The sequence below is a fragment of the Arthrobacter cryoconiti genome (assembly GCF_020905375.1).
Lineage (GTDB): Bacteria > Actinomycetota > Actinomycetes > Actinomycetales > Micrococcaceae > Specibacter > Specibacter cryoconiti.
This window is the reverse complement of record NZ_JAJJBU010000003.1, coordinates 31045-52990: the sequence shown is the minus strand read 5'-3', so window position 1 is coordinate 52990 and position 21946 is coordinate 31045. Positions and strand designations below refer to the sequence as shown.

Here is a 21946-nt window from a genome sequence, read left to right as displayed (position 1 = left end):
TTCCCAGCCAATGGTCGGAGACTTAAATGGTGAAGAAGACCGGACCTGAAGCAAAGCTGCTCGTCGTTGACGACGAGCCCAATATTCGCGAACTACTCTCAACTTCCCTCCGGTTCGCCGGATTCGAAGTGGTGGCAGCAGCCAATGGCCGCGAGGCACTGGCCGCCGCTGAAGAGTACAACCCTGACCTTGCCGTCCTTGACGTCATGCTCCCGGACATGGACGGGTTTACCGTTACACGCCGGCTAAGGGCCGCGGGACGCCATTTTCCTGTCCTGTTCCTAACCGCTCGCGACGACACCGAGGACAAGGTGACGGGCCTGACCGTCGGCGGGGACGATTACGTCACCAAGCCATTTAGCCTGGATGAGGTAGTGGCCCGGATCCGCGCCGTGTTGCGCCGCACCCAACCCACCGAGGACGATGACGCCGTCTTGCGCGTGGGTGATCTGGAGCTCGACGACGACGCCCATGAGGTACGCCGCGCTGGAACCACTGTGGAACTCTCCCCCACAGAATTCAAGTTGCTGCGCTACCTGATGCTCAATCCCAACAGGGTCCTCTCTAAGGCTCAAATCCTTGACCACGTATGGGAGTACGACTTCAACGGCGACGCGTCAATCGTTGAATCCTACATTTCCTACCTGCGCCGCAAGGTGGACACTGACACTACGCTCCCGGCACTGATCCAGACCAAGCGCGGCGTGGGCTATGTGCTGCGGACGAACGACAAGCGCTAGCCCCCCGCCAGTACATTGATTACGTTGTGGAAGAACGCATCATTGCGTTCACAGCTGGTGGCCATCACCAGTGCCCTGCTGACACTTTCGCTCCTGGCACTGGGAGCCACAACGTTCTTATTGCTGCACTCTTTTCTGGAAGATCAGATGGATTCGCAGCTGACCACCTTCCAAAAGTCGATCGTGGGCTATGGCACGGTCGACTCTCAGAGCACCGGTCAGTCGCCTTTCGGCTTTGATTACTACGTCGGCTACCATTTCAGCGATTCCACGCTGGCAGATCAAAACCGGTCCGGCAAGGACAAGCCTGTCTACCCTAGCTATACGATGGCGCAGGCCGGTGCCCTCAATGGGAAGAAATTCACGCTCCCCAGTACTGACGGCGGGGCACCCTGGCGCGTCACAGTGATCGCACCCGTGTCCTTCACCTACGGCCCGGCCAATCTGGTGGGTAGCGCTCCTGAATATAGCGGTTACGTCGTGGTGGGCTTGCCCTATGAAAACCTCAACAACACCATGGAACGCCTGGCCGTGGTTATTGCTGGCGTTGCCATCTTGGCTATCACCCTCGGCACAATGATCGCGTACTGGACGGTGAGCCGCTCCTTTAGACCATTAGGGAGGGTGGAGAAAACTGCTGCCGCGATTGCTGCCGGAGATCTCTCACGCCGTGTTGACATTGAAAACCCGGCCACGGAGGTCGGCCGGTTGTCAGAGTCACTGAACACCATGCTGGCTCACATCGAGCATGCTTTTGCCGCGCGTACGGCCTCGGAGAAGCGAATGCGCCGCTTCGTCGCTGATGCATCACACGAGCTCCGCACGCCCCTGGTCACTATTCGGGGATTCTCCGAGTTGTACCGCCACGGCGCCCTGCAAACCCCGGACGACGTGGGCACCGCCATGGGCCGGATTGAAAGCGAATCCAAGCGCATGGGCTCGCTGGTGGAGGACTTGCTCATGCTCGCGCGGATCGACGAACAACGACCTCTGCAGCTCCGGCCCCTGGATCTTCTGCTCATTGGCCATGACGCCGTGGTGGATGCCAGGGCTTCTGCGCGCGAGCGGACGTTCACTGTTGTGGGGCTCGACGGCGGAACTGGAACTTCCGCACCCACCATCGGCGATGAAGCAAAATTGCGTCAAGTGGTGAACAACCTGATGGGCAATGCGCTTCGCTATACGCCAGAGGGCTCACCGGTGGAGATCATGGTGGGATCCCGGGGGGACGGCGAGCAGAAAACAGCCGTCATTAAGATCCGTGACCACGGTCCTGGAGTTCCCGAGGAGGAGGCTCCACGTATCTTTGAACGTTTTTACCGGGCCGACTCATCACGAGACCGCAACACCGGGGGCAGCGGACTTGGTTTGGCCATCGTCGCAGCCATTGTGGCATCGCACAATGGCACTGTCCGGGTTGAACAGACGCCAGGAGGTGGCGCCACCTTGGCGATCGAGCTTCCATTCCAAACACCGGACGACGACATTGATTCCTCCACAGAGGACCCACAGGACTGAGCCGTCCACATTCACCAGCCGCTAGCAACGCAAGAGGGCAGCACAGTTCTACGGTGGAAACACCTCTAGCAATAGCCATGAGGTGAGGCCCACCAAGGAGAGCCACTATGGCACAGTTCAATGTCAACAGCGAAGACCTGACACTCAAAAGCGCCGCAGTCAAAGGATCAGTGGATCGGATCCGAATGGAGGTTGATGCCATGAAGCGCAACCTATTGGATTTGGAAAGCACGTGGACTGGAGCGGCAGCGACCAACTTCCAAGCACTGCTTCAGGAATGGCATGCCACCCAAATCAAAGTGGAGGCGTCCTTGGAGAGCATCAATTCAGCTCTGTCCATGGCTGCAACCCAATATGCGCAGGCCGAGGACGCCAACACCAGGATGTTTACCACGCGCTGACAAGGAAAGGTTGATCTGGACCCAGACGCCTCAAAGCCGGCCTACACCTCCGGTGTCCCCTGGTGGAAACGCAGCTGCCACCGGCCATTTTCCCGTAACCAGATGGAACTGCGCAGCGCGCTTACCCCAGCAGCCATGCTGCGGTAAGTCAGCAACACCGCTGCAGTATCCAGACGGTTGAGCGAGAGCAATTCAAGAGAGGTCTCCCGTTGTTCCTCCTCGCTCAACTTCGTCAGGATCTCTGGGCGGGTCCAGCGGCGACCAGACGCACTTATTTCTTCAAAGTTGGCATGCAGAAGTTCCCCGGTACGGATGGTATCTGCCCGCACGGTCGGGTCCAGAAGCTCCCGTTCCAACTCCACCAATGTTTCAAGCCCTGCGTCCTGCGTTTGGCTGAAGGCGGGGTCAGCGTCATCTTCTAGCATCGAGAATAGATCCAACTGCTCGCTATCCTCAGCCAGTTTTTTCTGTTCCGACCGCAGAGGAAGGCCTGTGTCAGATGCTGGGCCGTCAGATGTTACGACGTCTGACGTTGCGGTGGCTGACGTTACGGCGGCTGACGTTGCGGTGGCTGACGCACCCAGCTCAGCTCCAGGAAATCCGGGGCCCTCAGGTGGTGCCTGTTTAGCTTGGTAGGCGGTGGCTGCGGCACGGGCACGATCGTCTGCTGCCTCGTTGAGGTCATGTCCGGCATGACCTTTGACCCACTCAAATTTGTATTTACGGCCCGCAATGGCTGCGTCAATATCTTTGAGCAAGTCCACATTGAGCACTGGCTTACCATCTGCCTTGCGCCAACCCTTGCGTTTCCAGCCCGGCATCCATTTCGTGACGGCGTTGATGACGTATTGGCTATCGCACAGGATATGCAGCGGCTCTTCGGGCAGATGAGCCGTGCAACGAAACAAATCCAGCACCGCCATGAGCTCACCCATATTGTTAGTGCCGTGCGGCCAGCCACCAGCTCTCCAGCAGGAGTCATCCACATACCAAGCCCAGCCAGCGGGTCCCGGATTACCTAGTGCCGAGCCATCGGCTGCTGCAACAATCGTCATGGGTCCATACTTTCAGATTTCCTTACTCATGAGCACCAGTAACGCGGGGCAAGGACACCTTGCAACAGACAAACAAAAGGCGTCCTCGCCCGAAGCGGGGATGGATTTCGCACGCATTTCGCGAAATCTTACTGCCCGCGGGGCAAGGACACCTTGCAACAGACAAACAAAAGGCGTCCTCGCCCAAAGCGGGGATGGATTTCGCACGCATTTCGCGAAATCTTACTGCCCGCAGGGCAAGGACGCCTTTTGACGTTAGTGCTGGGGACTAGAAGCCGCCCATTCCACCCATTCCGCCCATGTCGTCTCCGCCACCGGCCGGTGCAGCCTTTTCGGGCTTGTCAGCGACAACTGCTTCGGTGGTCAGGAACAGCCCTGCAATGGAGGCCGCGTTCTGCAATGCGGAACGGGTCACCTTTACCGGGTCATTGACGCCAGCAGCCAGCAGGTCTTCGTACACGCCGGTAGCAGCGTTGAGGCCGTGGCCAACGGGCAAGCCGCGAACCTTGTCCACAACTACGCCGGGCTCCATGCCTGCATTGAAAGCAATCTGCTTCAGCGGAGCGTCGATGGCAACCTTGACGATGTTGGCACCAGTTGCTTCGTCACCAGTCAGGTTCAGGCCGGCAAAGGCCTTCACGCCAGCCTGGATCAGGGCAACGCCACCACCGGGGACGATTCCTTCCTCGACTGCAGCCTTAGCATTGCGGACAGCGTCCTCAATGCGGTGCTTGCGCTCCTTGAGCTCAACTTCGGTTGCGGCACCGGCCTTGATCACTGCAACGCCACCGGCCAGCTTGGCCAGGCGCTCCTGCAGCTTCTCGCGGTCGTAGTCCGAATCGGAGTTTTCGATCTCGGCACGGATCTGGGCTACGCGACCTGCGATGGCGTCAGCTTCGCCGGCACCTTCAATAATGGTGGTCTCGTCCTTGGTGACAACAACCTTGCGAGCCTTGCCCAAGAGGTCCAGAGTCGTGTTCTCCAGCTTGAGGCCGACTTCCTCGGCGATGACCTGGCCACCGGTGAGGATGGCGATGTCAGCGAGCTGAGCCTTGCGGCGGTCGCCGAAGCCCGGAGCCTTGACGGCAACGGACTTGAACAGGCCGCGGATCTTGTTGACGATCAACGTGGCCAGGGCCTCGCCTTCGACGTCTTCTGCGATGATCAGCAGCGGCTTGTTAGACGCCATGACCTTCTCCAGAACCGCAACGAGGTCCTTGACGTTGGAGATCTTGGAGTTCACGATCAAGATGTACGGGTCTTCAAGAACCGTTTCCTGGCGTTCGGTGTCGGTGACGAAGTATGCGGAGATGTAGCCCTTGTCGAAGCGCATGCCTTCGGTGAGCTCGAGCTCCAAGCCGAAGGTGTTGGACTCCTCGACGGTGATAACACCTTCCTTGCCAACCTTGTCCAGTGCTTCGGCAATGAGTGCACCGATTTCGGTGTCGCCGGCCGAGATTGAGGCAGTAGCCGCGATCTCTTCCTTCGTCTCAATTTCCTTAGCGGAAGCCAGCAGCTGCTCGATGACGGCTGCAACAGCCTTCTCGATGCCACGCTTAAGTGACAGCGGATCGGCTCCGGCAGCTACGTTGCGCAGGCCTTCCTTGACCAGTGCCTGTGCCAGCACGGTGGCCGTCGTCGTACCGTCGCCTGCGATGTCGTCAGTCTTCTTGGCGACTTCCTTAACCAGCTCGGCGCCGATCTTCTCGTAGGGATCGTCCAGCTCGATCTCCTTGGCGATGGAAACGCCGTCATTGGTGATCGTGGGGGCACCCCACTTCTTTTCAAGAACAACGTTGCGACCGCGCGGGCCCAGGGTGACCTTGACGGCGTCGGCGAGGATGTTCAACCCGCGCTCAAGGCCGCGGCGTGCCTCTTCATCAAATGCAATGATCTTGGCCATGTAGGCTTCAGTCCTTTCGGGACAGTCATTATGGACTTGGATTCCCCGCGATGGTGCCCGCGACGGACGGGAATTGGCCCGAGCGATCTCTTTACGCCCGTTCCGCATCCCTCACCATTTGGAGAAAGAATTACCTCCGACGGCGGCGGTCTTACCAAAAACTGGCAGTCACCACCTCAGAGTGCTAACTCAATAATTAGCACTCGACACCTAAGAGTGCAAGCGCTAACGGCATTGTGTGCTGCGGGCGAACGGCACACGGTGCGGCGCGCCGTCGGGCATCAACCTAAAACAAACCGCATCTTCGGCATGTGCACGCTTCCACTAGTACAAGTAACCGACTAGCGTGGAAGCCGTACAGATTCATCAACCACCCTGCACCCGGCGCACAGAGTCGTCTCTGCCAAGCGCCTCATACAAGGAGTCACCGTGAGTGAGAACCAAACCCCTGATCAGCCCGCAGACCTAGCCGGCCAGCCCGCACAGGCTGTTCCCGCTCCTGCGGCCCCGTCGTCTTCTCCAAGTTTTGAGCAGCAGGACCCGATAACACTTGACAAGCCGGCAGGCGCCGAGTTGCCCGATTTCGGGTCCTTTGAGCAACCAGCCCCTTATCAGCAAGCCGATGTTCAAACCCCGGCTTACCAGGCGCCCCCGGCCTATCAGCCTCAGCAGCAGGGAAACCAGCAGGGTTACCAGCAGCCCGGTAGTCCGCAGGGATACCAGCAGGGTTATCAGCAGGGCGGTGAGCAAAAATCCAAGGTAGTTGCCGGAATCCTTGGCATCCTCCTCGGGGCCTTCGGTATCCACAATTTCTACTTGGGTAAAACCAAAATCGCATTGATTCAGCTCCTCGTGTCTGTGATCAGCTTCGGCATCCTTGCCCCATTCATGGCGGTTTGGGGACTGATTGAGGGCATCTTGATCCTCATTGGTCATGAAAGCTACCGCACCGACGCTCAAGGCGTCCCGCTGAAGGACTAGTTACAGGCGTATAGGGCCAAAGAGGAGGCCACCAACCCAATGGGTTGGTGGCCTCCTCTTTGGCCCTATTTATTGCAAACGGACGTTACTTCGCTCCCGGTCCAAGGATGACGACCAATGGCTGACCCATTTCCGCTGAGTCAATCAAGGTCGCAATCCCGAGAAGCTTGCTCAGGGCTTCGGCGTTGGCTTTTTGCGCTACCCCGTTATAAATGATGGAGGATGTTCCTTGGACGGCCCCGGCCCAGTTGGCCGCCTGGGCTACAGTCCAGCCATCCGCTGTCACGGTGGCCGAGTACTTGGCTGCTAGACCGCTGACCCCTGTTGCGTTGTAGATCGACAGGGGCGTGGTTTTGTTCACTACTGAATCTGGTGTTGGCACGGCCGTGGGTGCGGCAGACGGTGTCTGTACCGGTGTGGGTGCTGCCGTCGTCGTGGGGGCACTGGACGTGGTGGGTGACGCGGATGCCGTGGTCTGAACCGCAGCAATAGGTGTGGTGTCCGTCTTATTGGTCCCAAGATTGGGCACAATCAGGAAGGCCAGTAGACCGATGCACAAGGCTGCAGCACCGAAAACCATTAACGGGACAAGACTGCGCTTTGTGGTTTCCAGAGACGACCGATGCACGCCGTGGCGGGCGGAGTTCTCAAGAACACGGTCAAATTCATCCCGAGGGTAATTACTCATGGTGCAGTGATGTCCTTGTGGGTGAGGCAGTAGGGGCGCGCGTCTCTCAGTGGGTCCGACGTGCAGTGCGGGCTTGTTGACGCGACGTACGTAGTCTACGCAACCGTTTGACCAGCATGGGGTCTTGGGCCAGCGCGGCTTCCGTGTCGATCAACGCATTGAGGATTTGGTAGTAGTGCGTGGCAGATAAGTCGAACATGTCCCGGATGGCTTGTTCCTTGGCACCGGCATACTTCCACCACTGCCGTTCAAGCGCCAGTATTTCCACATCGCGCTCACTCAGCGCCAGATCCGTGTCCTTGCAAGTGGACTGGTCATTGTCCACAGCGAAGGGTTGATCCATCTGCATCGACTTGGCGCTTTGACTCACAGCACACTCCTGACTTCGTTGCGGGGACTTCATCGCGATCATTTTTTACGAACGGCAGCACCAAGCACTCAAGCCTCAAGCACTGCAACCCGTTCCTCCATGATAAGGGGGAATGACAGCCATGTCATTTGCTCTTCTGTGGACGCATAACTCCGTGGCCCACCCTGTGGAGGACTCTTTCAGGCTCCGGACGGGTCAGAATAGAGATATGGATTCTGCACCCGGTCTTTTCGAACCACATTTGCCTGCCCGGGACGCCAGTGAGATTGCAGCGCTGAGAACGCTGTCCACGGCACCGCTCTCCCTGGTCGACCCCGAGTGGGCGGTGGCACTCGCTCCCGTGGAGTCAACGCTGCGCTCGCTGGGGACAATGTTGGCGACGGAGTACGACGCCGGGTCCCCCTGCCTGCCACCGCCCACCCGGGTGCTACGCGCGTTGACAGCGCCACTATCCGGGGTGAAGGTACTGATAGTTGGCCAGGACCCCTACCCCACACCCGGGCACTCGGTAGGGCTAGCCTTCGCTGTCTCTGGCATCACTAGGCCCCTGCCACGGAGCCTGAAAAACATTTACCGAGAGCTCGAAACTGATCTGGGTATCCCGCCAGCTCATCACGGTGACCTCAGCTCCTGGGCAAACCAGGGCGTGCTCTTACTCAACCGCGTCCTGACTGTTGCACCAGGGGCGACAGGCTCCCACCGGCGTCGAGGTTGGGAAGAAGTGACCGACGCCGTAATTGCAGCTCTGGTAGCGCGAACGCAACCCTTGGTCAGTGTCCTCTGGGGCAAAGACGCCCAAAAAATGGCGCCCAAGCTAGAAGGCACAGCCGTCATAGAATCAGCCCACCCCAGTCCTTTATCCGCCTCACGCGGGTTCTTCGGCTCTAAGCCGTTCAGCCACGTCAATGAGCTTCTAACGTCCCAGGGCGCCTCGCCCGTCAACTGGGCTTTGCCCGCAACTCCAGCCTGATATTCTTAGGATTACCTAACTTTTTACGTTCGCGAGCCACCACGATCCAGGAGATTTTGTGAACCACGCCCCCACCAGCACCGAGCCATTCGTAGCCCCCGCCGTCAAGCCGCGCACCCAATTTACGTTGAGCGTGCTGCGCAAGGAACGACTGGGTGAGCATATGGTGCGGATTGTGGCTGGAGGAGGCGATCTGGCTCGTTTTGTGCCCAAGGATGCCACGGACATGTACGTCAAGATCCACTTCTTACAGCCCGGCGTGGAGTATGCCGAACCAGTGGACGTCTTTGCCCTCCGCGAGGACTTGCCCCGCGAGCAGTGGCCGCTCACTCGGACCTACACGCTGCGCTGGATAAATATGGACGCCGGTGAAGTTGCCATCGACTTCGTCTTGCACGGTGACTCCGGACTCGCCGGCCCGTGGGCTGCGGCGTCGAAGCCAGGAGATCGCATCATCTTCTCCGGGCCAGGAGGGGCCTACCGCCCCAACCCCGACGCCGACTGGTACTTATTTGCGGGTGATGAATCTGCCCTTCCGGCCATCGCCGCTGCACTTGAGTCCCTCGACTCCGATGCACGCGGTCACGCCTACTTCGAGGTAGATACTCCGGCGGACGTCCTCACCCTCACAGCACCCCCCGGCGTCGAACTAACGTGGTTGTTCCGAGACGGCGCCACACCTGCCGCAAGCACCGCATTGATCGATGCCGTCGCAACCGGTCCGTGGCTATCCGGGCGGGTGGATGCTTTTGTGCACGGTGAACGTGAGTCCATCAAGGCCTTGCGTGACATCTTGTTCAAGCAGCGCGGGCTAGAACGTTCCCAGGTCTCGTTGTCCGGCTATTGGGCTTACGGGCGCAGCGAGGACCGCTTCCAGGCCGAAAAGAAGGAACCCATCGGAAAGATTCTCTAGCCCCCACGCGCACCTCTCACCGTCTGCGGTTACGTCGCCTGTCCTTATTACCGTTGGTGCGGGTGAGCGGGCGGGCAATGTTATCTCCTAGGACGACGCCGGCCGCCACGGCCAAGATCACCACCAACGCGTTGAAGATGCCAACAGCACCCGTCACGGAATCTTCCGGCGTAAGGGTCATAACAAACATGGCCCGGAAGATAGACAAGCCCACCAACAAGAAGATGATTGACGGCACGGCCACCACCAGTTGCGGGGCGCGCATGCGCAGGGCAATCACTCGAGATAACACCCCGACTACGATCGCTGCCACCGCCGGGGCAAACCGGCCGCCAAGGCCAAATTCCATGCCCACGTAGTAAGACAAATAGCCTGCCAGGGCTACGCCCATGGTGGGCAGAAGGAGCTTCACCGACGTTTGTTCGGCGATGCAGATTGCCACTGTGGCCACAGCAACGAGAGGCACCACAACATACAGTGGCCAGCTCCCGACGATTGGCTCGGCGACATCGAGACGGCTTGCACCAAACAAGGCACTGGTCACAAGGGCCACAGCGATTCCGGCCACGATGGCACCAAACGTCAAAAATGCCGAGAGGAACCGACCAGCAGCCGTGACTGGAAAGCCGTTGATGGCATCCTGCACCGCGGAAACCAGCCGCCCTGACGGCAACATGAGCAAGATTCCACCGGCCACCACCACTGAGGGACTTAAGGGCGCATGGAACATGAAACACAGCACGGCCACGGCAGTGACAATGAAGGAGCTGATGGCCGTGACAAAGAAGTCCGGTACTCGCCATTTGCCCATCACCCGGGCCACTTGACCGGCCATCAAGATGGTCAGCAGAGCCACGAGCATGCCAAATATTGTCCCGCCGATGACCCCCACCACTGCCGCGGCAAAAACAGCTTCAGCCCACGCCACCATCCACCGGGGAAAGGGCTTGGGTCGCTTGATGATCACATCTAAGCGGTGATAGGCGTCGGAACGTGGCAACCCGCCACCCACAATGTCAGTGACCAGCTCATGCACCTCCACCAAGCCCGCATAGTTGTTAGTCCAAGACCGGACAACGCGCAGCACGGTGATCGGAACGCCGTCGCGGTGGGCATAGTTGATAATTACTGACTGGTTGGTGATATCTACTTCGATGTTCCGCAGCCCGAAAGCCGCCGTCACAGCGATGATAGACGTCTCCACTTCCAAAGCTCCAGCCCCGTAACGGAACATGGTTTCCGCCAGACGCAGCGCAAAGTCGATTGTTTTCCGGGCTGATTCATCGGCTTGCCCCACCTGGATCATGGGATTCGCATACGGGCTACCAGCCAGCCGATCCACAATGTTCATCGGCGCCGTAGGTGGCGCTTCGCCCTGGACTAATCGGCGCAAAACTCTGCGCGCAGACTCGTTAGCCCGCGCCTGCGCGGGAGTCAGAGGCTGGGCTTTGGCATGCACTTTCGCTTGAGATTTGGCTTGCGCCTTGGCACTAATCTTGGGCTGGGTTTTAGCTTGCGACTTGAGCGCAGGCTTGGCCGCCGTCGTGGGCGCAGGCTTGGACGAAACCTTGGGCACAGGTTTGGGCGCCGGCATAGACGTAACCTTGGGCACAGGTTTGGGCGCCGGCATAGACGTAACCTAGGGCACAGGTTTGGGCGCCGGCATAGACGTAACCTAGGGCACAGGTTTGGGCGCCGGCATAGACGTAACCTAGGGCACAGGTTTGGGCGCCGGCATTGACGTAACCTTGGGCACAGGTTTGGGCGCCGGTGAGCTCTCAACTTCGACCCGCGGCAGTGATCGTGGCTGTATTTTAGGCTCGATCTTGGGCAGTGCCCTTGCCGGAGGGTTCCATGGATCTTCTGCCACCTGATGACTTCCTCAACTGCTCAATAACGTCGACCGGGCAGCCAGTCGGCCCAGCCCCGTCAGCTACCCGACGGATCTCTGACGAACTTTCTTCACTACCCTAACTTCTATCCCATGGACCTTGAGTAAGTCTGACCGTTGAATAGGCCACACCGTCTCTTTTGCGCACTCCTCGCGTCAGTCATGGGTGCCAGGAAGCTTCTAATAGAACCTGTCCCCTGTGCGCCGGACATACACTTGGCGGGCTATTCGTTCTGCCACGGTGGTCCAGATCTTGTATCGCAACGGGGCGAAGGGTAGCTCCCAGCACCCCACAAAGTCCGTCACAGTTTTTGAGAAACTCGTTTTGAACAAACCCAACCCATGGTACGGATGCGTGGTGTCTTTCAGCTGGTCAGCCGGCGGGGTGCCGCAGAGGTCGTACTCAAGAGCGCCCAGTTCCTTCATATCGTTGATGGCCACCCATTGGACCAGGTGCGAGTCCCCGTATTGTGAACGTTTCTGCAGCGATCCGCCGTCCTTATACGTTGCCTTCCTGCCGTAGTTGACCACGAAGGCACCCACTGAGGCCACACCGTCTTCAAACACAAAATAGAACCTGCCCTGCCCCCGGCTAGCAAACTCGCTCCAGAACTGTTTGTAGTATTCGTACTTGCGCGCCTGGGTGTTTGATTTGGCAGCGATGGTGCCGAGCATCAGCTCGTACATTGTCCGCATGGTGGTTTCGTCTGGTTCCATGCGAACCACCTCAACCTCTTCGCGGATGGCTCGGCGGACGGCGTTGCGGCCACGGGATTGGAGGTTTCGCAACAACTGTTGTGGCTCGGGGGAAATATCCAGCAAAGCCGTGCTGTCGTTGGGTTGCAGATTAGGCATTTTGATGAACCCGGCGCCAGAAAGCACAGTAGTGGCTTCATCGCAGGCAATAATGTCTGGTTCAATCTTCACGGCGAAGACGTTGAGACCGGCACGCTTGCTAAAGACGCGCAGGGCTTGTGTCATGGCAGGAATGTCCGCTAGGACCGTGGTGTCGGGACCTTTGACCAGGTACCACAAGCGCCCTAGAAGGGGGTATGACTTTTCCAGGACCAGGTTATAACTGACATAGCCAGCACCCTCGATCACCACAAATTGCGGTGTCCATCCATAGTTTTTCTTCACGGCAGCAAAGGCTGCGGACTGGAGCAAATTGCCGCCATTGGGGTTTGCTGTGACCAAGATGTCCCACTGGTCGGTTTCAGCGGCGGTGGCAAATCGGGCGGTAAATTCTGGCAAGGGACCCTCAATTACGTTGTTGTCTTTTCCCGTCCCAGTCTACCGGCCCGAATTCTCACAGCCCACGCACGGCCGTCCCATGGAAAGCTGACGCTATAAACAACTGACCCGCAATTGTTGTAGTTTCATCAACCGATATAGGTTGATCGACGACATCAATTGCGGGTCAGTTGCCGACTACCTTCGCGAAGCGGAACCGGCAGTTTCAAGCTCACTTTCGTGCTCGGCGTCGTGCAGCACTATTTCCTCCACCAAGATCTCCTGCTCGAACTCGGCTAGGGTGCCCGGAGCGATATCCACAATCGTTTCGCGGTCGATCTTGGTCGCCAACGGCACTTCTTTCACAAAACACAGCACGATTGCCGCGAGCACAGCCAACGGAACCATCCAGAGGAACAGTGGGATCAGGGCCTCATTGTAGGACTCAATCACGATCTTTTTGATGGGCCCAGGCAAAGTGCTAACCAAATGTGGTGTGAAAGAATTGCTACCGCCACCGGCCCCCGCAGGCAGCTTTTCACTAATGAGATCCTTGAGGCGGCTGGCAAAGACGGCACCGACGACGGCGGAACCCAGCGTGGCTCCCACCTGACGGAAATAGTTCTGCCCGGCAGTAGCAGTGCCCACGAACTTCAGCGGGAACGAATTCTGCGCGACCAGTGTGAGGATCTGCATGCTGGCTCCCAGTCCTATGCCCATGAGTCCCAAGTAGATGCAGATGAGGTAGACCGGTGAATCGGCGTGAATGGTGGCCAGCAGTAAAAGCGCCGCACCGAGGATCACTGAGCCCACAATCGGAGCCACCTTGTAGCGGCCAGTCGTGGAGACTCGTCGGCCAATAATCACCGAGACCACCAGCATGCACGCCATCATGGGGATCATGAGAAGTCCGGCTTGAGTAGCCGAGTAGCCCGTGGCCATCTGCATGTACGTGGGCATGTAACCGATGGCGCCGAACATGGCTATACCGGTCAGTAGGCCCGCCAGAGTAGTCAAGTTGAAGTTGCGGCTCTTGAACAACATTAGCGGCATCACCGGTTCCTCAGCACGGCTCTCTACGAACACAAAGAGAGCGCCGGTCACTACGGCAACGAACGCCAGGGTCATGATTTCTGGAGACATCCAGGCGTACTGCGAACCGCCCCAAGTTCCCACCAACACCAGCGCGGTGGTCGCAAGGGCAATCAGCATCATGCCCAGGTAGTCGATTTTGGGCCGGACCGAGTGAACAACCTTCGGTATGTGCAGCAAAAACACGGTGGCAAGAATGGCCAAAGCTGCCAGCGGAACGTTCATCCAAAACGTCCAGCGCCAGCCGGGACCCTCAGTCAACCCGCCGCCAATGAGCGGTCCAGCCACCGAGGAGAAGGCGAAGACGCCACCCATGATGCCCATGTATTTGCCACGTTCGCGGGCAGGAACGACGTCGGCAATCGTGGCCTGTGAGAGGATCATCAAACCTCCGCCACCCAAGCCTTGAATGACGCGGGCCCCGATCAGTGTTGTCATATCGGGGGCCAACGCGCCAACCACGGAACCCACCGTAAAGATGGAGATCGCAAATAACAGCATGGGCTTGCGGCCCAAAAGGTCACCTAGCTTGCCGTACACCGGCATCATGATGGTAGAGGCGAGGATGAAGGCCGTGATGGCCCATGCCATATGTTCGACGCCGTTGAGCTCGCCCACCATCGTGGGGAGCGCGCTTGAGAGAACCGTCTGATTCAAGGACGCCAACAGCATGGTGACCATGAGGCCGGCGAAGAGCAAGACTATTTTACGTTTCTCACCGGGATCAACCGATGCGTCAAGGGTTTGTGGGGTACTCATAAGGTTGCTTGAATTGCCTCTCGAAAGATTTCAATGGATTCATCGACCGCTGCACTTCCGTCGGAAAAGGCGGCGGACGGATCACGCCGGTAGGTGAAGCGCATAACGGTGCCGGCCAGCAAGAGCAGAGCCGTGGCCCCGTCGCTGTCTAACGTCACCCCTGAGCTGGCGGATCCACCCTCGGAGTAACGCTCGGTAAGCACCGATTCCACCAGCGTTTCCGCCGTATTAACGTGTGCGAACATCCGCTTACGCAGTTCCGGGCACTGCTCCATCAACTCCTTGCGCCGAGGCAGCACCGGTTCTTCTGGGAACATGGTGCGCACCACGGAGGTCATCAGGCGTACGGTGCTGCCGAAGAGGTCGGCGGAGCTGTTGGCGCGAAAGGCAGTGACGGCGTCATCGTTGAGCACGGGTTCCTGGACGCCCAAAATGGCGTCCTCCTTCGTGGGGAAGTAGTTGAAGAACGTGCGCTTTGAAATGCCAGCGGATTCGGAGATGGCTTCCACGGTGGTGTGGTTCAAGCCATCGGAGAGCGCCATGGTCGACGCGGCACCGTGAATCAACGCCCAGGTATCCAGTCGATTACGCTCACGCAACGGGACGGCAGTTTTTTGCATAACTACAGTTTATGTACTCATGCATAGATTGCACAAGTGCAAACTTTGCATTCGAGCATGTTCTTGGTCACTGTTGACGCAAACTTCTAGCCAATCGACAACTGGCCCGCAATTGATGTCGAGAAATCGTGGTTTTCCACGATTTCTCGACATCAATTGCGGGCCAGTTGGGGGGGACGGCCAGTTTGGGGACGGCCAGTTTGGGGACGGCCAGTTGGACAGGCGGAGTATTAGGTGGAGGGGCGGAGCCAGGTGAACTGTGGTGTCTCCTTAGCCAGGAATGCGGCAACGCCAATCCGAGGATCATCACTTGCCGCCATTTCCTGTTGCCAGAACACGTTCAAGTTCGCTAGCGCGTCCTCAGGTATCCCTTCGCTGATGGCGTTGACCAGATCCTTTTGTGATTGCACGGAAAACTGCGAGCGCCCGGCAAGGTTGAGCGCAAATGCGTGGACGTCCTCCCATAGAGAGGACGCTTCCATGATCTTCGCCGCCAGGCCAAGCTGCACAGCCTCCTGCGCATTGACGAAATCACCGGTGAACAGCAGGTACTTGGCGGTGGCTGGTCCTGCCAACTGAACCAGCCGGCGGATCCCGGAAAGGGGGTAGACGATCCCGATCTTTGCCGGGGTGATGCCAAAGACGGCGTTCTCCGAGGCCAAACGGATGTCGCAGGCTCCGGCGATCTGCCAGCCTCCGCCCACGCAGTAACCGTCGATTGCGGCGATGGTGGGCTTGCGGAATGTGGCCAGTGCTGTCTCGGCCACTGTGATGTCGCCGCCGTCGTGCTGGCCGGTTGCTGGATCGTGCAGAATTCTTTCAACCGTGGCAATATCTGCTCCGGCGCTAAAATGGGCACCTTCGCCCCGGACCACCACCACTTTGACTGAATCGTCAGAGTCGAGTTTGTCCAGCACTGCCGCGAACTGCTGCCACATCGCCTGTGTGAGCGCATTGCGCATAGTGGGATTGTCCATGACAAGTGTCGCCACGGGCCCGTGCTGCTCAACCCGCAGCAGGCCTGCCCGTGCCGGTGTAGAAGTTGCCGACGTACTCATGCCCTGACCCCAGCCCCTCCAAGATGGGCAGCGGAACCGGCGGAGCCGCCAACATTCACATCCGGCGCTGCCAAAACGATCCCGGCCTGAACCAGTCCGCTGATTTGCTCCGGGCTGAGGTTCAACTCCGCCAGGACGTCCAAGGTGTCTTGTCCTAGCACGGGAGGCGCCGTCGTAATGCGCGGCGCTGTCCTGTTCACGGAGATGGGTCCCCGGACCAGCGGGAGTTCGCTACCGTCGCGGCGCTGCACCGTTTGCACCATTCCCAAGGCTTTGACCTGCGGATCGGCGAAAGCCTGTTCGTAGTTGTAGATGGGCCCGGCCGGGATCTTCGCGGTGCGAAGTTCACCCAGCCAGTGTTCGGCACTGCCACTGGCCAGTAACTCTTCCAACACCACTTTCAAGGCATGCCGATTGACGTTGCGCAGTTTGCCAGTGGCGTACTCCGGGTGGTCCGTCAGTTCCGGGGCCCCGAGAAGTTCGCACAGCACTCGCCAGTGAGTTTGGTTGCCCACCGCGATGATGACCGGAATATCGCCGGTGCTAAACACTCCATAGGGTGAGAGAACTGGGTGGTTATTGCCCGCAGGAACCGGCACTTCACCGGTGCTGAGATACTTTTGACCCTGGAATGCTGCCAGGGCAAGCCCGGTTTCCAGGAGCGACGTCGAGACTTCCATCCCCGTCCCCGTCCGGTTCCGCCCGACCAAAGCGGCAACGATGCCCAGTGCCGTGTTGATGCCCGAGACCATGTCGATAATTGGCACGCCGACCCGGTACATGTTCGCGGCGTCAGCCCCCGTCACGGACATCAGCCCCGTCATTCCCTGCGCTACTTGGTCCAGTCCGGGCGCCTGTGCCAGCGGTCCGGTTGCTCCGAATCCACTCACGGACGCAATGACGATTTCTGGTTTTGTTTCGCGGAGCGCGTCGGGGTCAAGGCCCATGGTGGCCAGCACGCCGGGGCGGAAGTTTTCAACGACGACGTCGGAGCTGACGGCCAGCTGCCACAGCAGGTCCCGGCCCTCCTGGCTGTAGAAGTCGATGGCAATCGACTGTTTGCCACGGTTGGCAGAGTCGAAGTACAGGCTGTGCTCGTTTTCAAAGGGTGGCCACGACCGGCTTGAGTCACCACCTTTGATGCTCTCTGTCTTTATGATCTGAGCGCCCAAGTCACTGAGCAGCGCAGTGGCGTACGGGCCGGCCAGTGCCCGGCTCAGATCCAAGACGCGGATTCCCTCCAGCGGTAGGCCGGATTGCTTATCCATTGGAGGTCCCACGGAGCCGGACATTGATCTGCTTCGTCTGGGTGAAGCCAGCCAGCATGCCTTCGAGGGATACTTCACGGCCCATGCCGCTTTGCTTGTAGCCACCATACGACTGCCCGGGAACCTGGCCGCCACCTTGGTTGACTTGAATCCAGCCAGCGTCGATCCGGTGTGCAGTATTAAGGGCGTCATCCAGGTTGTGGCTCCACACGTACGCGGCCAGCCCGTAGTTGGTGTCGTTGGCCATGGCCACCACTTCATCCACTGAACGCCACGGAATGGCAACCAAGACGGGACCAAAGATCTCTTCTTGCGCTAGGCGGAATTCATTGCGCACCCCGCTAAAGACGGTGGGCAGATGGTAGTAGCCCTCGGTCAGCGGCCCGGAATCCGGGGTGTCCCCGCCCAGCACAGCCTTCATCCCAGACGTGGTACGCCCCTCGTCAAGATAATTGGCGATCGCCGAATGCTGTTTGGCGTTGATGATGGCGCCCATGTCGGAAGCTTCATCCAAGGGATCGCCCACTTTGAGGGCACCCAGCTTGGCACTGAGTCGGGACAGCACTTCATCGTGGATGTCTTCGTGCAGGAACAGGCGTGAGCCGGCCGTACAGCTTTGTCCCTGCCGTGTGAAGCGCGAAGCAAGGAGCAGGCCGTCAATGAGTTCGTCGTCCACAGCATCCGGGAAGACGATGGACGGGTTTTTCCCACCAAGTTCCAGTGACATGTGGGCCAGGCGGGCACCGGCCTCCCCCGCGACTTCCCGGCCTACCTCGGTGGAGCCGGTGAAGGAGACTTTATCTACGCCGGGGTGGTTGGCCAACGCGCTGCCGATCACTGCGCCGCGGCCAGTCATGGCATTGACGACTCCCGCCGGCAAGTGTTTGTTGCACACTTGTGCGAGGAGCAAGATGGTCAGCGGCGCGTCGTCAGCAGCCTTCATGATGACGGTGTTTCCTGCGGCCAGAGCCGCCGGAATCTTGAAGGCGGCGATCATCAGGGGCGAGTTCCACGGCAAGATGCACGCCACCACACCAAGAGGTTCTAGACGCGTGTACTGGAGCTGGTTGTCGCCAGCCGGGAGAGTGGTGCCCTTGACCTCACCGGCAATTCCGGCGAAGTAACGGAACATGGCCACCATGGTGGTGGATTCCGGGCGGGCCTGAGTGCGCAGCGCGTTTCCGGTGTCCAAGGCGGTGAGCCTGGCAAATTCCTCACTGCGGCGTTCGAGTTCATCAGCGATTGCCAGCAAGGCAGCTGCGCGGCCGGTGAAGTGCTGGGCACGCCACGCAGGGAAGGCAGCCCGGGCAGCGCTCACAGCCCTATCCACATCTTCCACGGTGCCGGCGGGGACCCGAGCAATTACAGTTTCACGGCGTGCAGGGTTGTGGACGTCGCGCCATTGCGAGCCAAGGGAGGCAGTCTCTTCGCCGCCGATCCACATGGGCCAGTCCCGGACAACCGTCTCTGTTGAAACTTCGCTCATGGTTGTTACTTTCCTTTTCCGTTGATCGCTGCCGCGTTTGTCTCTGCATCATTATTTCCTGCTGCGCCGGGAAGGCTTCCATCCACGAGGGAAACAATCATGGTGCAGTCCTTGCCGCCCTGTCCACCATCGATGAGACGCTGGAACATTTGCTGGACGTGCTCGCCAATTTCCAAGGGTGTGTCGGTGCTCCGAGCTGCGGCAATCGCCAGATTGATGTCCTTGTTGGCCAGTTCGGCGGTAAATGTGGGAGCAAAGTCGTGGTTGGAAGCGGCGTTCGGCACCACCCCTGCGATGGGATACCAGGTGCGCAGCGCCCAGCTGTCGCCAGAGGAAACGGAGGCAATGTCCCAGAACACCTTTTTATCTAAGCCGAGACGGTCGGCGAGCACTGCGCCTTCCGAAGTGGAGGCCAAGTTGATGAACAGCATCAAGTTGTTGCAGATCTTCGCAGCCTGACCCGTGGTGGCTCCCCCAGTGGGGATGATGTTGGCGGACATCGGTGAAATAAATGCCGATGCGTCCTTCACTGCGCCGCTTTCCCCGCCAATCATGAAGGTGAGGGTTCCGGCGGCCGCGCCGCTCATGCCTCCCGAGACCGGGGCATCGACAAAGCGGAATCCGGCGGCAGCAGCGGCGTCGTGCACGGCTTGAGCAGATTCAATATCAATGGTTGAGGAATCGATCAAGAGCGTCTCCTTGGCGGCGTGGGCCAAGATGCCAGCATCACCGAAGTACACGCTGCGGACGTGGTCGCCTTTGGGGAGCATGGTGAAGACGACGTCGGCGCCCTGGACGGCCTCCGCCACTGACGACGTTGCCGTGACACCGCTGGCGACACCGGCCGCAAGAGCGTCGGCACTGAGATCGAAACCGTTGACCGTGTGGCCAGCCGCTACCATGTTCGCTGTCATGGGCCCACCCATGTTTCCCAAACCAATCCACGCCACTGTTGCCATGATAAAAGCCCCTTTGCTTACATTGCCATTATGTCCCGTGCATCAGACACGGGGCGCCTATGACCAGCATCACATGCTGCTAGAGTGCAAACAAGACCGAAAAGGGCAGACAGACTGTGCATTTTTGCACCTCGCTAATAGCAAGGAAAGCTTCGAATGGAATTTAAGAAACTGCCAAGCCCGGATGACCTGCTGATCCTGCTCACGGTGGCCAGGCTAGGACGTTTTACGGCTGTGGCCGATGCCCTGAATACCACTCACACCACCGTTTCACGGCGGATTTTGGCTCTGGATAAGCAGTTGGGTGGCCGCACACTTGAACGGACGCCCCAGGGGTGGGAGTTGACGCAACTGGGCCGCACGGCTGTCACTGCCGCTGAGGGTATTGAAAGAAGTCTCAGTTCTCTCACCTCGGGGCTGGAGAACGGAGTTGACGTAGTCTCCGGGGTGGTGCGCTTGAACACCTCCGACGGTTTCGGAGCTCTCATCGCCACCCCGGCACTGGTCCGACTGCAAAAACAGCACCCGCTCCTGCGCGTGGAATTGCTCAGCGCTACCCGCCGGCTCAGTCAAAACAGGTCCGGGGTGGACATTGAAGTGGTGGCCGGCAGCGTGGACGCGGGCCGCGCCGAGACCATCTTGCTCACCGATTACACCTTGCGTTTATACGCGGGCACTGGCTATGCAGACGTTTTTGGTCTCCCAGAATCCGCCACCGAACTGGCGGGCCACCGTTTTGTCTCCTATGTGGAGTCCACGCTCCAAGTGACGGAGTTGGCGCGCCAACACAGAACACTGACTAGCGAGCCAGCCGAGTTCCAGTCCACAAGCGTTTTTGGCCAGATCGAAGCCGTCCGCGCCAATGCCGGGATCGGCATGTTGCCCGCCTTTATGGTGGACGGGCAGCTCGGCTTTGTCCGCGTGCTGCCTGGCGAGGTGGCCCAAAAAGTGCAGTATTGGGCGGCTGCGCGGCCGGAATCCCTGCGCTCCCCCTCGGTGCAGGCAGTCATTACCGCCTTGTTGCAAGAGACCCATCACCGGCGTCGGGAGCTTCTGCCGGAGGACCCAGTGGCAACATGAGCCCTGCAACTTCAGTCAGCCCACTAGCCCAACATAACTAACGAAACGCAACTAGCCCCGCCAAGCTATGGACCGTCGTCGCGCTATGCAGACCAGCCGCCATCCATGCCGTAGGAGCTGCCCGTGACCATGGCCGCTTGATCGGACGCTAGCCACGCCACCAAATTGGCAATCTCTTCCGGTTCAACCAGACGCTTGATCGCGTTCTTAGCCAGCATCACCTCGGTGAGTACTTCCTCCGCGGGGATGCCGTGAATGCGGGCCTGATCGGCAATTTGTCCCTCGACCAGCGGGGTGCGCACGTACCCGGGGTTCACGCAGTTGCTCGTCACGCCATGGGCACCTCCCTCGCGGGCAGTAACTTTTGAGAGCCCCTCCAAACCATGTTTGGCCGCCACATACGCAGACTTGAACGATGACGCCCGCAAGCCGTGGACGGAGGACATATTGATAATGCGCCCATAGTTTTGTTCGTACATATGCGGAAGGGCTGCACGGATCAACAAAAATGGTGCCTCCAGCATGAGCGTGATGATGCGCCGGAATGCGGCTGGCTCAAAGTCCACGATGGAACTAATGGTTTGAATGCCAGCGTTGTTGATCAGGATGTCCACCTGCAGCTTCAGCGATTCCAAGGCAGAGGTGTCTAGCAGGTCCACTTCCCATGCTTCGCCGCCCACATCAGCCGCGACGGCGGCTGCACCGGCGCCGTCGCGGTCTGCCACGATCACGTAGGCGCCCTGGGCGGCGAGCGCACGCGCACAGGCGGCACCTAGCCCGCTGGCACCACCGGTAACAAGAGCACGTTTCCCAGCAAGACTGGCACCTCCCACCACGTCTGCTAGCGCACGTTCCACCTCGCCAGCCAGTGCGGGCGCACCGGTCTGCGCTTCGGTCCCAGCCGGCGAAGGGCCAACCGGAATCTGCTCTACCTGTGGTTCCTGCGTTGCCTCAGCCATTG

The 21946-nt window shown here is 59.2% G+C and carries 21 protein-coding genes; 8 read left to right on the top strand and 13 right to left on the bottom strand.

The window, feature by feature from the left end:
* Positions 1-29 precede the first annotated feature (29 nt).
* The 3 genes from LOH53_RS00455 to LOH53_RS00445 all read left to right on the top strand — a co-directional run bounded on the left by LOH53_RS00455 (position 30) and on the right by LOH53_RS00445 (position 2659).
* Positions 30-740: a response regulator transcription factor gene (locus tag LOH53_RS00455; RefSeq protein WP_326832727.1), complete on the top strand. Its 711-nt coding sequence runs from the start codon at positions 30-32 to the stop codon at positions 738-740.
* A 42-nt stretch (positions 741-782) separates the two neighbouring features.
* Entirely contained in the window at positions 783-2258 is a 1476-nt protein-coding gene (locus LOH53_RS00450; RefSeq protein ID WP_326832714.1) for a sensor histidine kinase, read from the top strand.
* Positions 2259-2365: 107 nt separating this feature from the next.
* Positions 2366-2659, top strand: coding sequence for a WXG100 family type VII secretion target (locus LOH53_RS00445; protein WP_230065751.1), 294 nt, complete (start codon positions 2366-2368; stop codon positions 2657-2659).
* 41 nt (positions 2660-2700) lie between these two features.
* Here LOH53_RS00445 and LOH53_RS00440 read toward each other — a convergent pair whose 3' ends face one another.
* Both LOH53_RS00440 and groL read right to left on the bottom strand, forming a co-directional pair.
* Positions 2701-3714, bottom strand: a complete 1014-nt coding sequence (locus tag LOH53_RS00440; RefSeq protein ID WP_230065750.1) for a ribonuclease HI family protein — start codon at positions 3712-3714, stop codon at positions 2701-2703.
* Between the two features lie 268 nt (positions 3715-3982).
* Positions 3983-5617, bottom strand: coding sequence for a chaperonin GroEL (gene groL, locus LOH53_RS00435; protein WP_230065749.1), 1635 nt, complete (start codon positions 5615-5617; stop codon positions 3983-3985).
* A 429-nt stretch (positions 5618-6046) separates the two neighbouring features.
* On the opposite strand from groL, the gene LOH53_RS00430 reads away from it, so the two are divergent.
* Entirely contained in the window at positions 6047-6598 is a 552-nt protein-coding gene (locus tag LOH53_RS00430) for a TM2 domain-containing protein (RefSeq protein ID WP_230065748.1), read from the top strand.
* Between the two features lie 85 nt (positions 6599-6683).
* Here the strand turns inward: LOH53_RS00430 and LOH53_RS00425 are convergent, their stop codons facing one another.
* The gene (locus LOH53_RS00425) at positions 6684-7286 is read right to left on the bottom strand and encodes a LytR C-terminal domain-containing protein (RefSeq protein WP_230065747.1); all 603 of its coding nucleotides are present in this window, start codon (positions 7284-7286) and stop codon (positions 6684-6686) included.
* 46 nt (positions 7287-7332) lie between these two features.
* Complete coding sequence (locus tag LOH53_RS00420) at positions 7333-7629, bottom strand: DUF3263 domain-containing protein (protein ID WP_230066209.1); 297 nt, start codon at positions 7627-7629, stop codon at positions 7333-7335.
* A gap of 235 nt (positions 7630-7864) precedes the next feature.
* Between LOH53_RS00420 and LOH53_RS00415 the strand changes: the two genes are divergently transcribed.
* Entirely contained in the window at positions 7865-8626 is a 762-nt protein-coding gene (locus LOH53_RS00415) for a uracil-DNA glycosylase (RefSeq protein WP_230065746.1), read from the top strand.
* Positions 8627-8684: 58 nt separating this feature from the next.
* Positions 8685-9539, top strand: a complete 855-nt coding sequence (locus LOH53_RS00410) for a siderophore-interacting protein (RefSeq protein WP_376991992.1) — start codon at positions 8685-8687, stop codon at positions 9537-9539.
* Positions 9540-9555: 16 nt separating this feature from the next.
* On the opposite strand, the gene LOH53_RS00405 is transcribed toward LOH53_RS00410, so the two are convergent.
* Positions 9556-11133: a threonine/serine exporter family protein gene (locus LOH53_RS00405; RefSeq protein ID WP_230065745.1), complete on the bottom strand. Its 1578-nt coding sequence runs from the start codon at positions 11131-11133 to the stop codon at positions 9556-9558.
* 130 nt (positions 11134-11263) lie between these two features.
* Here LOH53_RS00405 and LOH53_RS00400 point away from each other — a divergent pair, with 130 nt between their 5' ends.
* Positions 11264-11413, top strand: coding sequence for a hypothetical protein (locus LOH53_RS00400; protein ID WP_230065744.1), 150 nt, complete (start codon positions 11264-11266; stop codon positions 11411-11413).
* A 197-nt stretch (positions 11414-11610) separates the two neighbouring features.
* Here the strand turns inward: LOH53_RS00400 and LOH53_RS00395 are convergent, their stop codons facing one another.
* The 7 genes from LOH53_RS00395 to mmsB all read right to left on the bottom strand — a co-directional run bounded on the left by LOH53_RS00395 (position 11611) and on the right by mmsB (position 19905).
* A complete protein-coding gene (locus LOH53_RS00395) occupies positions 11611-12684 on the bottom strand; it encodes a lipid II:glycine glycyltransferase FemX (protein WP_230065743.1) in 1074 nt (357 codons plus the stop codon).
* A 177-nt stretch (positions 12685-12861) separates the two neighbouring features.
* Positions 12862-14514 carry an MDR family MFS transporter gene (locus LOH53_RS00390; RefSeq protein ID WP_230065742.1) on the bottom strand — a complete coding sequence of 551 codons (1653 nt, stop codon included), beginning with the start codon at positions 14512-14514 and terminating at the stop codon, positions 12862-12864.
* Entirely contained in the window at positions 14511-15134 is a 624-nt protein-coding gene (locus LOH53_RS00385) for a TetR/AcrR family transcriptional regulator (protein WP_230065741.1), read from the bottom strand. Before LOH53_RS00385 ends, LOH53_RS00390 begins: the two co-directional genes overlap by 4 nt.
* Positions 15135-15364: 230 nt before the next feature.
* The gene (locus LOH53_RS00380) at positions 15365-16192 is read right to left on the bottom strand and encodes an enoyl-CoA hydratase/isomerase family protein (protein ID WP_230065740.1); all 828 of its coding nucleotides are present in this window, start codon (positions 16190-16192) and stop codon (positions 15365-15367) included.
* Positions 16189-17460: a CaiB/BaiF CoA transferase family protein gene (locus LOH53_RS00375; RefSeq protein WP_230065739.1), complete on the bottom strand. Its 1272-nt coding sequence runs from the start codon at positions 17458-17460 to the stop codon at positions 16189-16191. Before LOH53_RS00375 ends, LOH53_RS00380 begins: the two co-directional genes overlap by 4 nt.
* Positions 17453-18946: an aldehyde dehydrogenase family protein gene (locus LOH53_RS00370; protein ID WP_230065738.1), complete on the bottom strand. Its 1494-nt coding sequence runs from the start codon at positions 18944-18946 to the stop codon at positions 17453-17455. Before LOH53_RS00370 ends, LOH53_RS00375 begins: the two co-directional genes overlap by 8 nt.
* Positions 18947-18951: 5 nt before the next feature.
* The gene (gene mmsB / locus LOH53_RS00365; protein WP_230065737.1) at positions 18952-19905 is read right to left on the bottom strand and encodes a 3-hydroxyisobutyrate dehydrogenase; all 954 of its coding nucleotides are present in this window, start codon (positions 19903-19905) and stop codon (positions 18952-18954) included.
* Between the two features lie 156 nt (positions 19906-20061).
* On the opposite strand from mmsB, the gene LOH53_RS00360 reads away from it, so the two are divergent.
* Complete coding sequence (locus LOH53_RS00360; protein ID WP_230065736.1) at positions 20062-20985, top strand: LysR family transcriptional regulator; 924 nt, start codon at positions 20062-20064, stop codon at positions 20983-20985.
* Between the two features lie 83 nt (positions 20986-21068).
* Here LOH53_RS00360 and LOH53_RS00355 read toward each other — a convergent pair whose 3' ends face one another.
* A complete protein-coding gene (locus LOH53_RS00355) occupies positions 21069-21944 on the bottom strand; it encodes a 3-hydroxybutyrate dehydrogenase (protein WP_230065735.1) in 876 nt (291 codons plus the stop codon).
* Between the last annotated feature and the right edge of the window lie 2 nt (positions 21945-21946).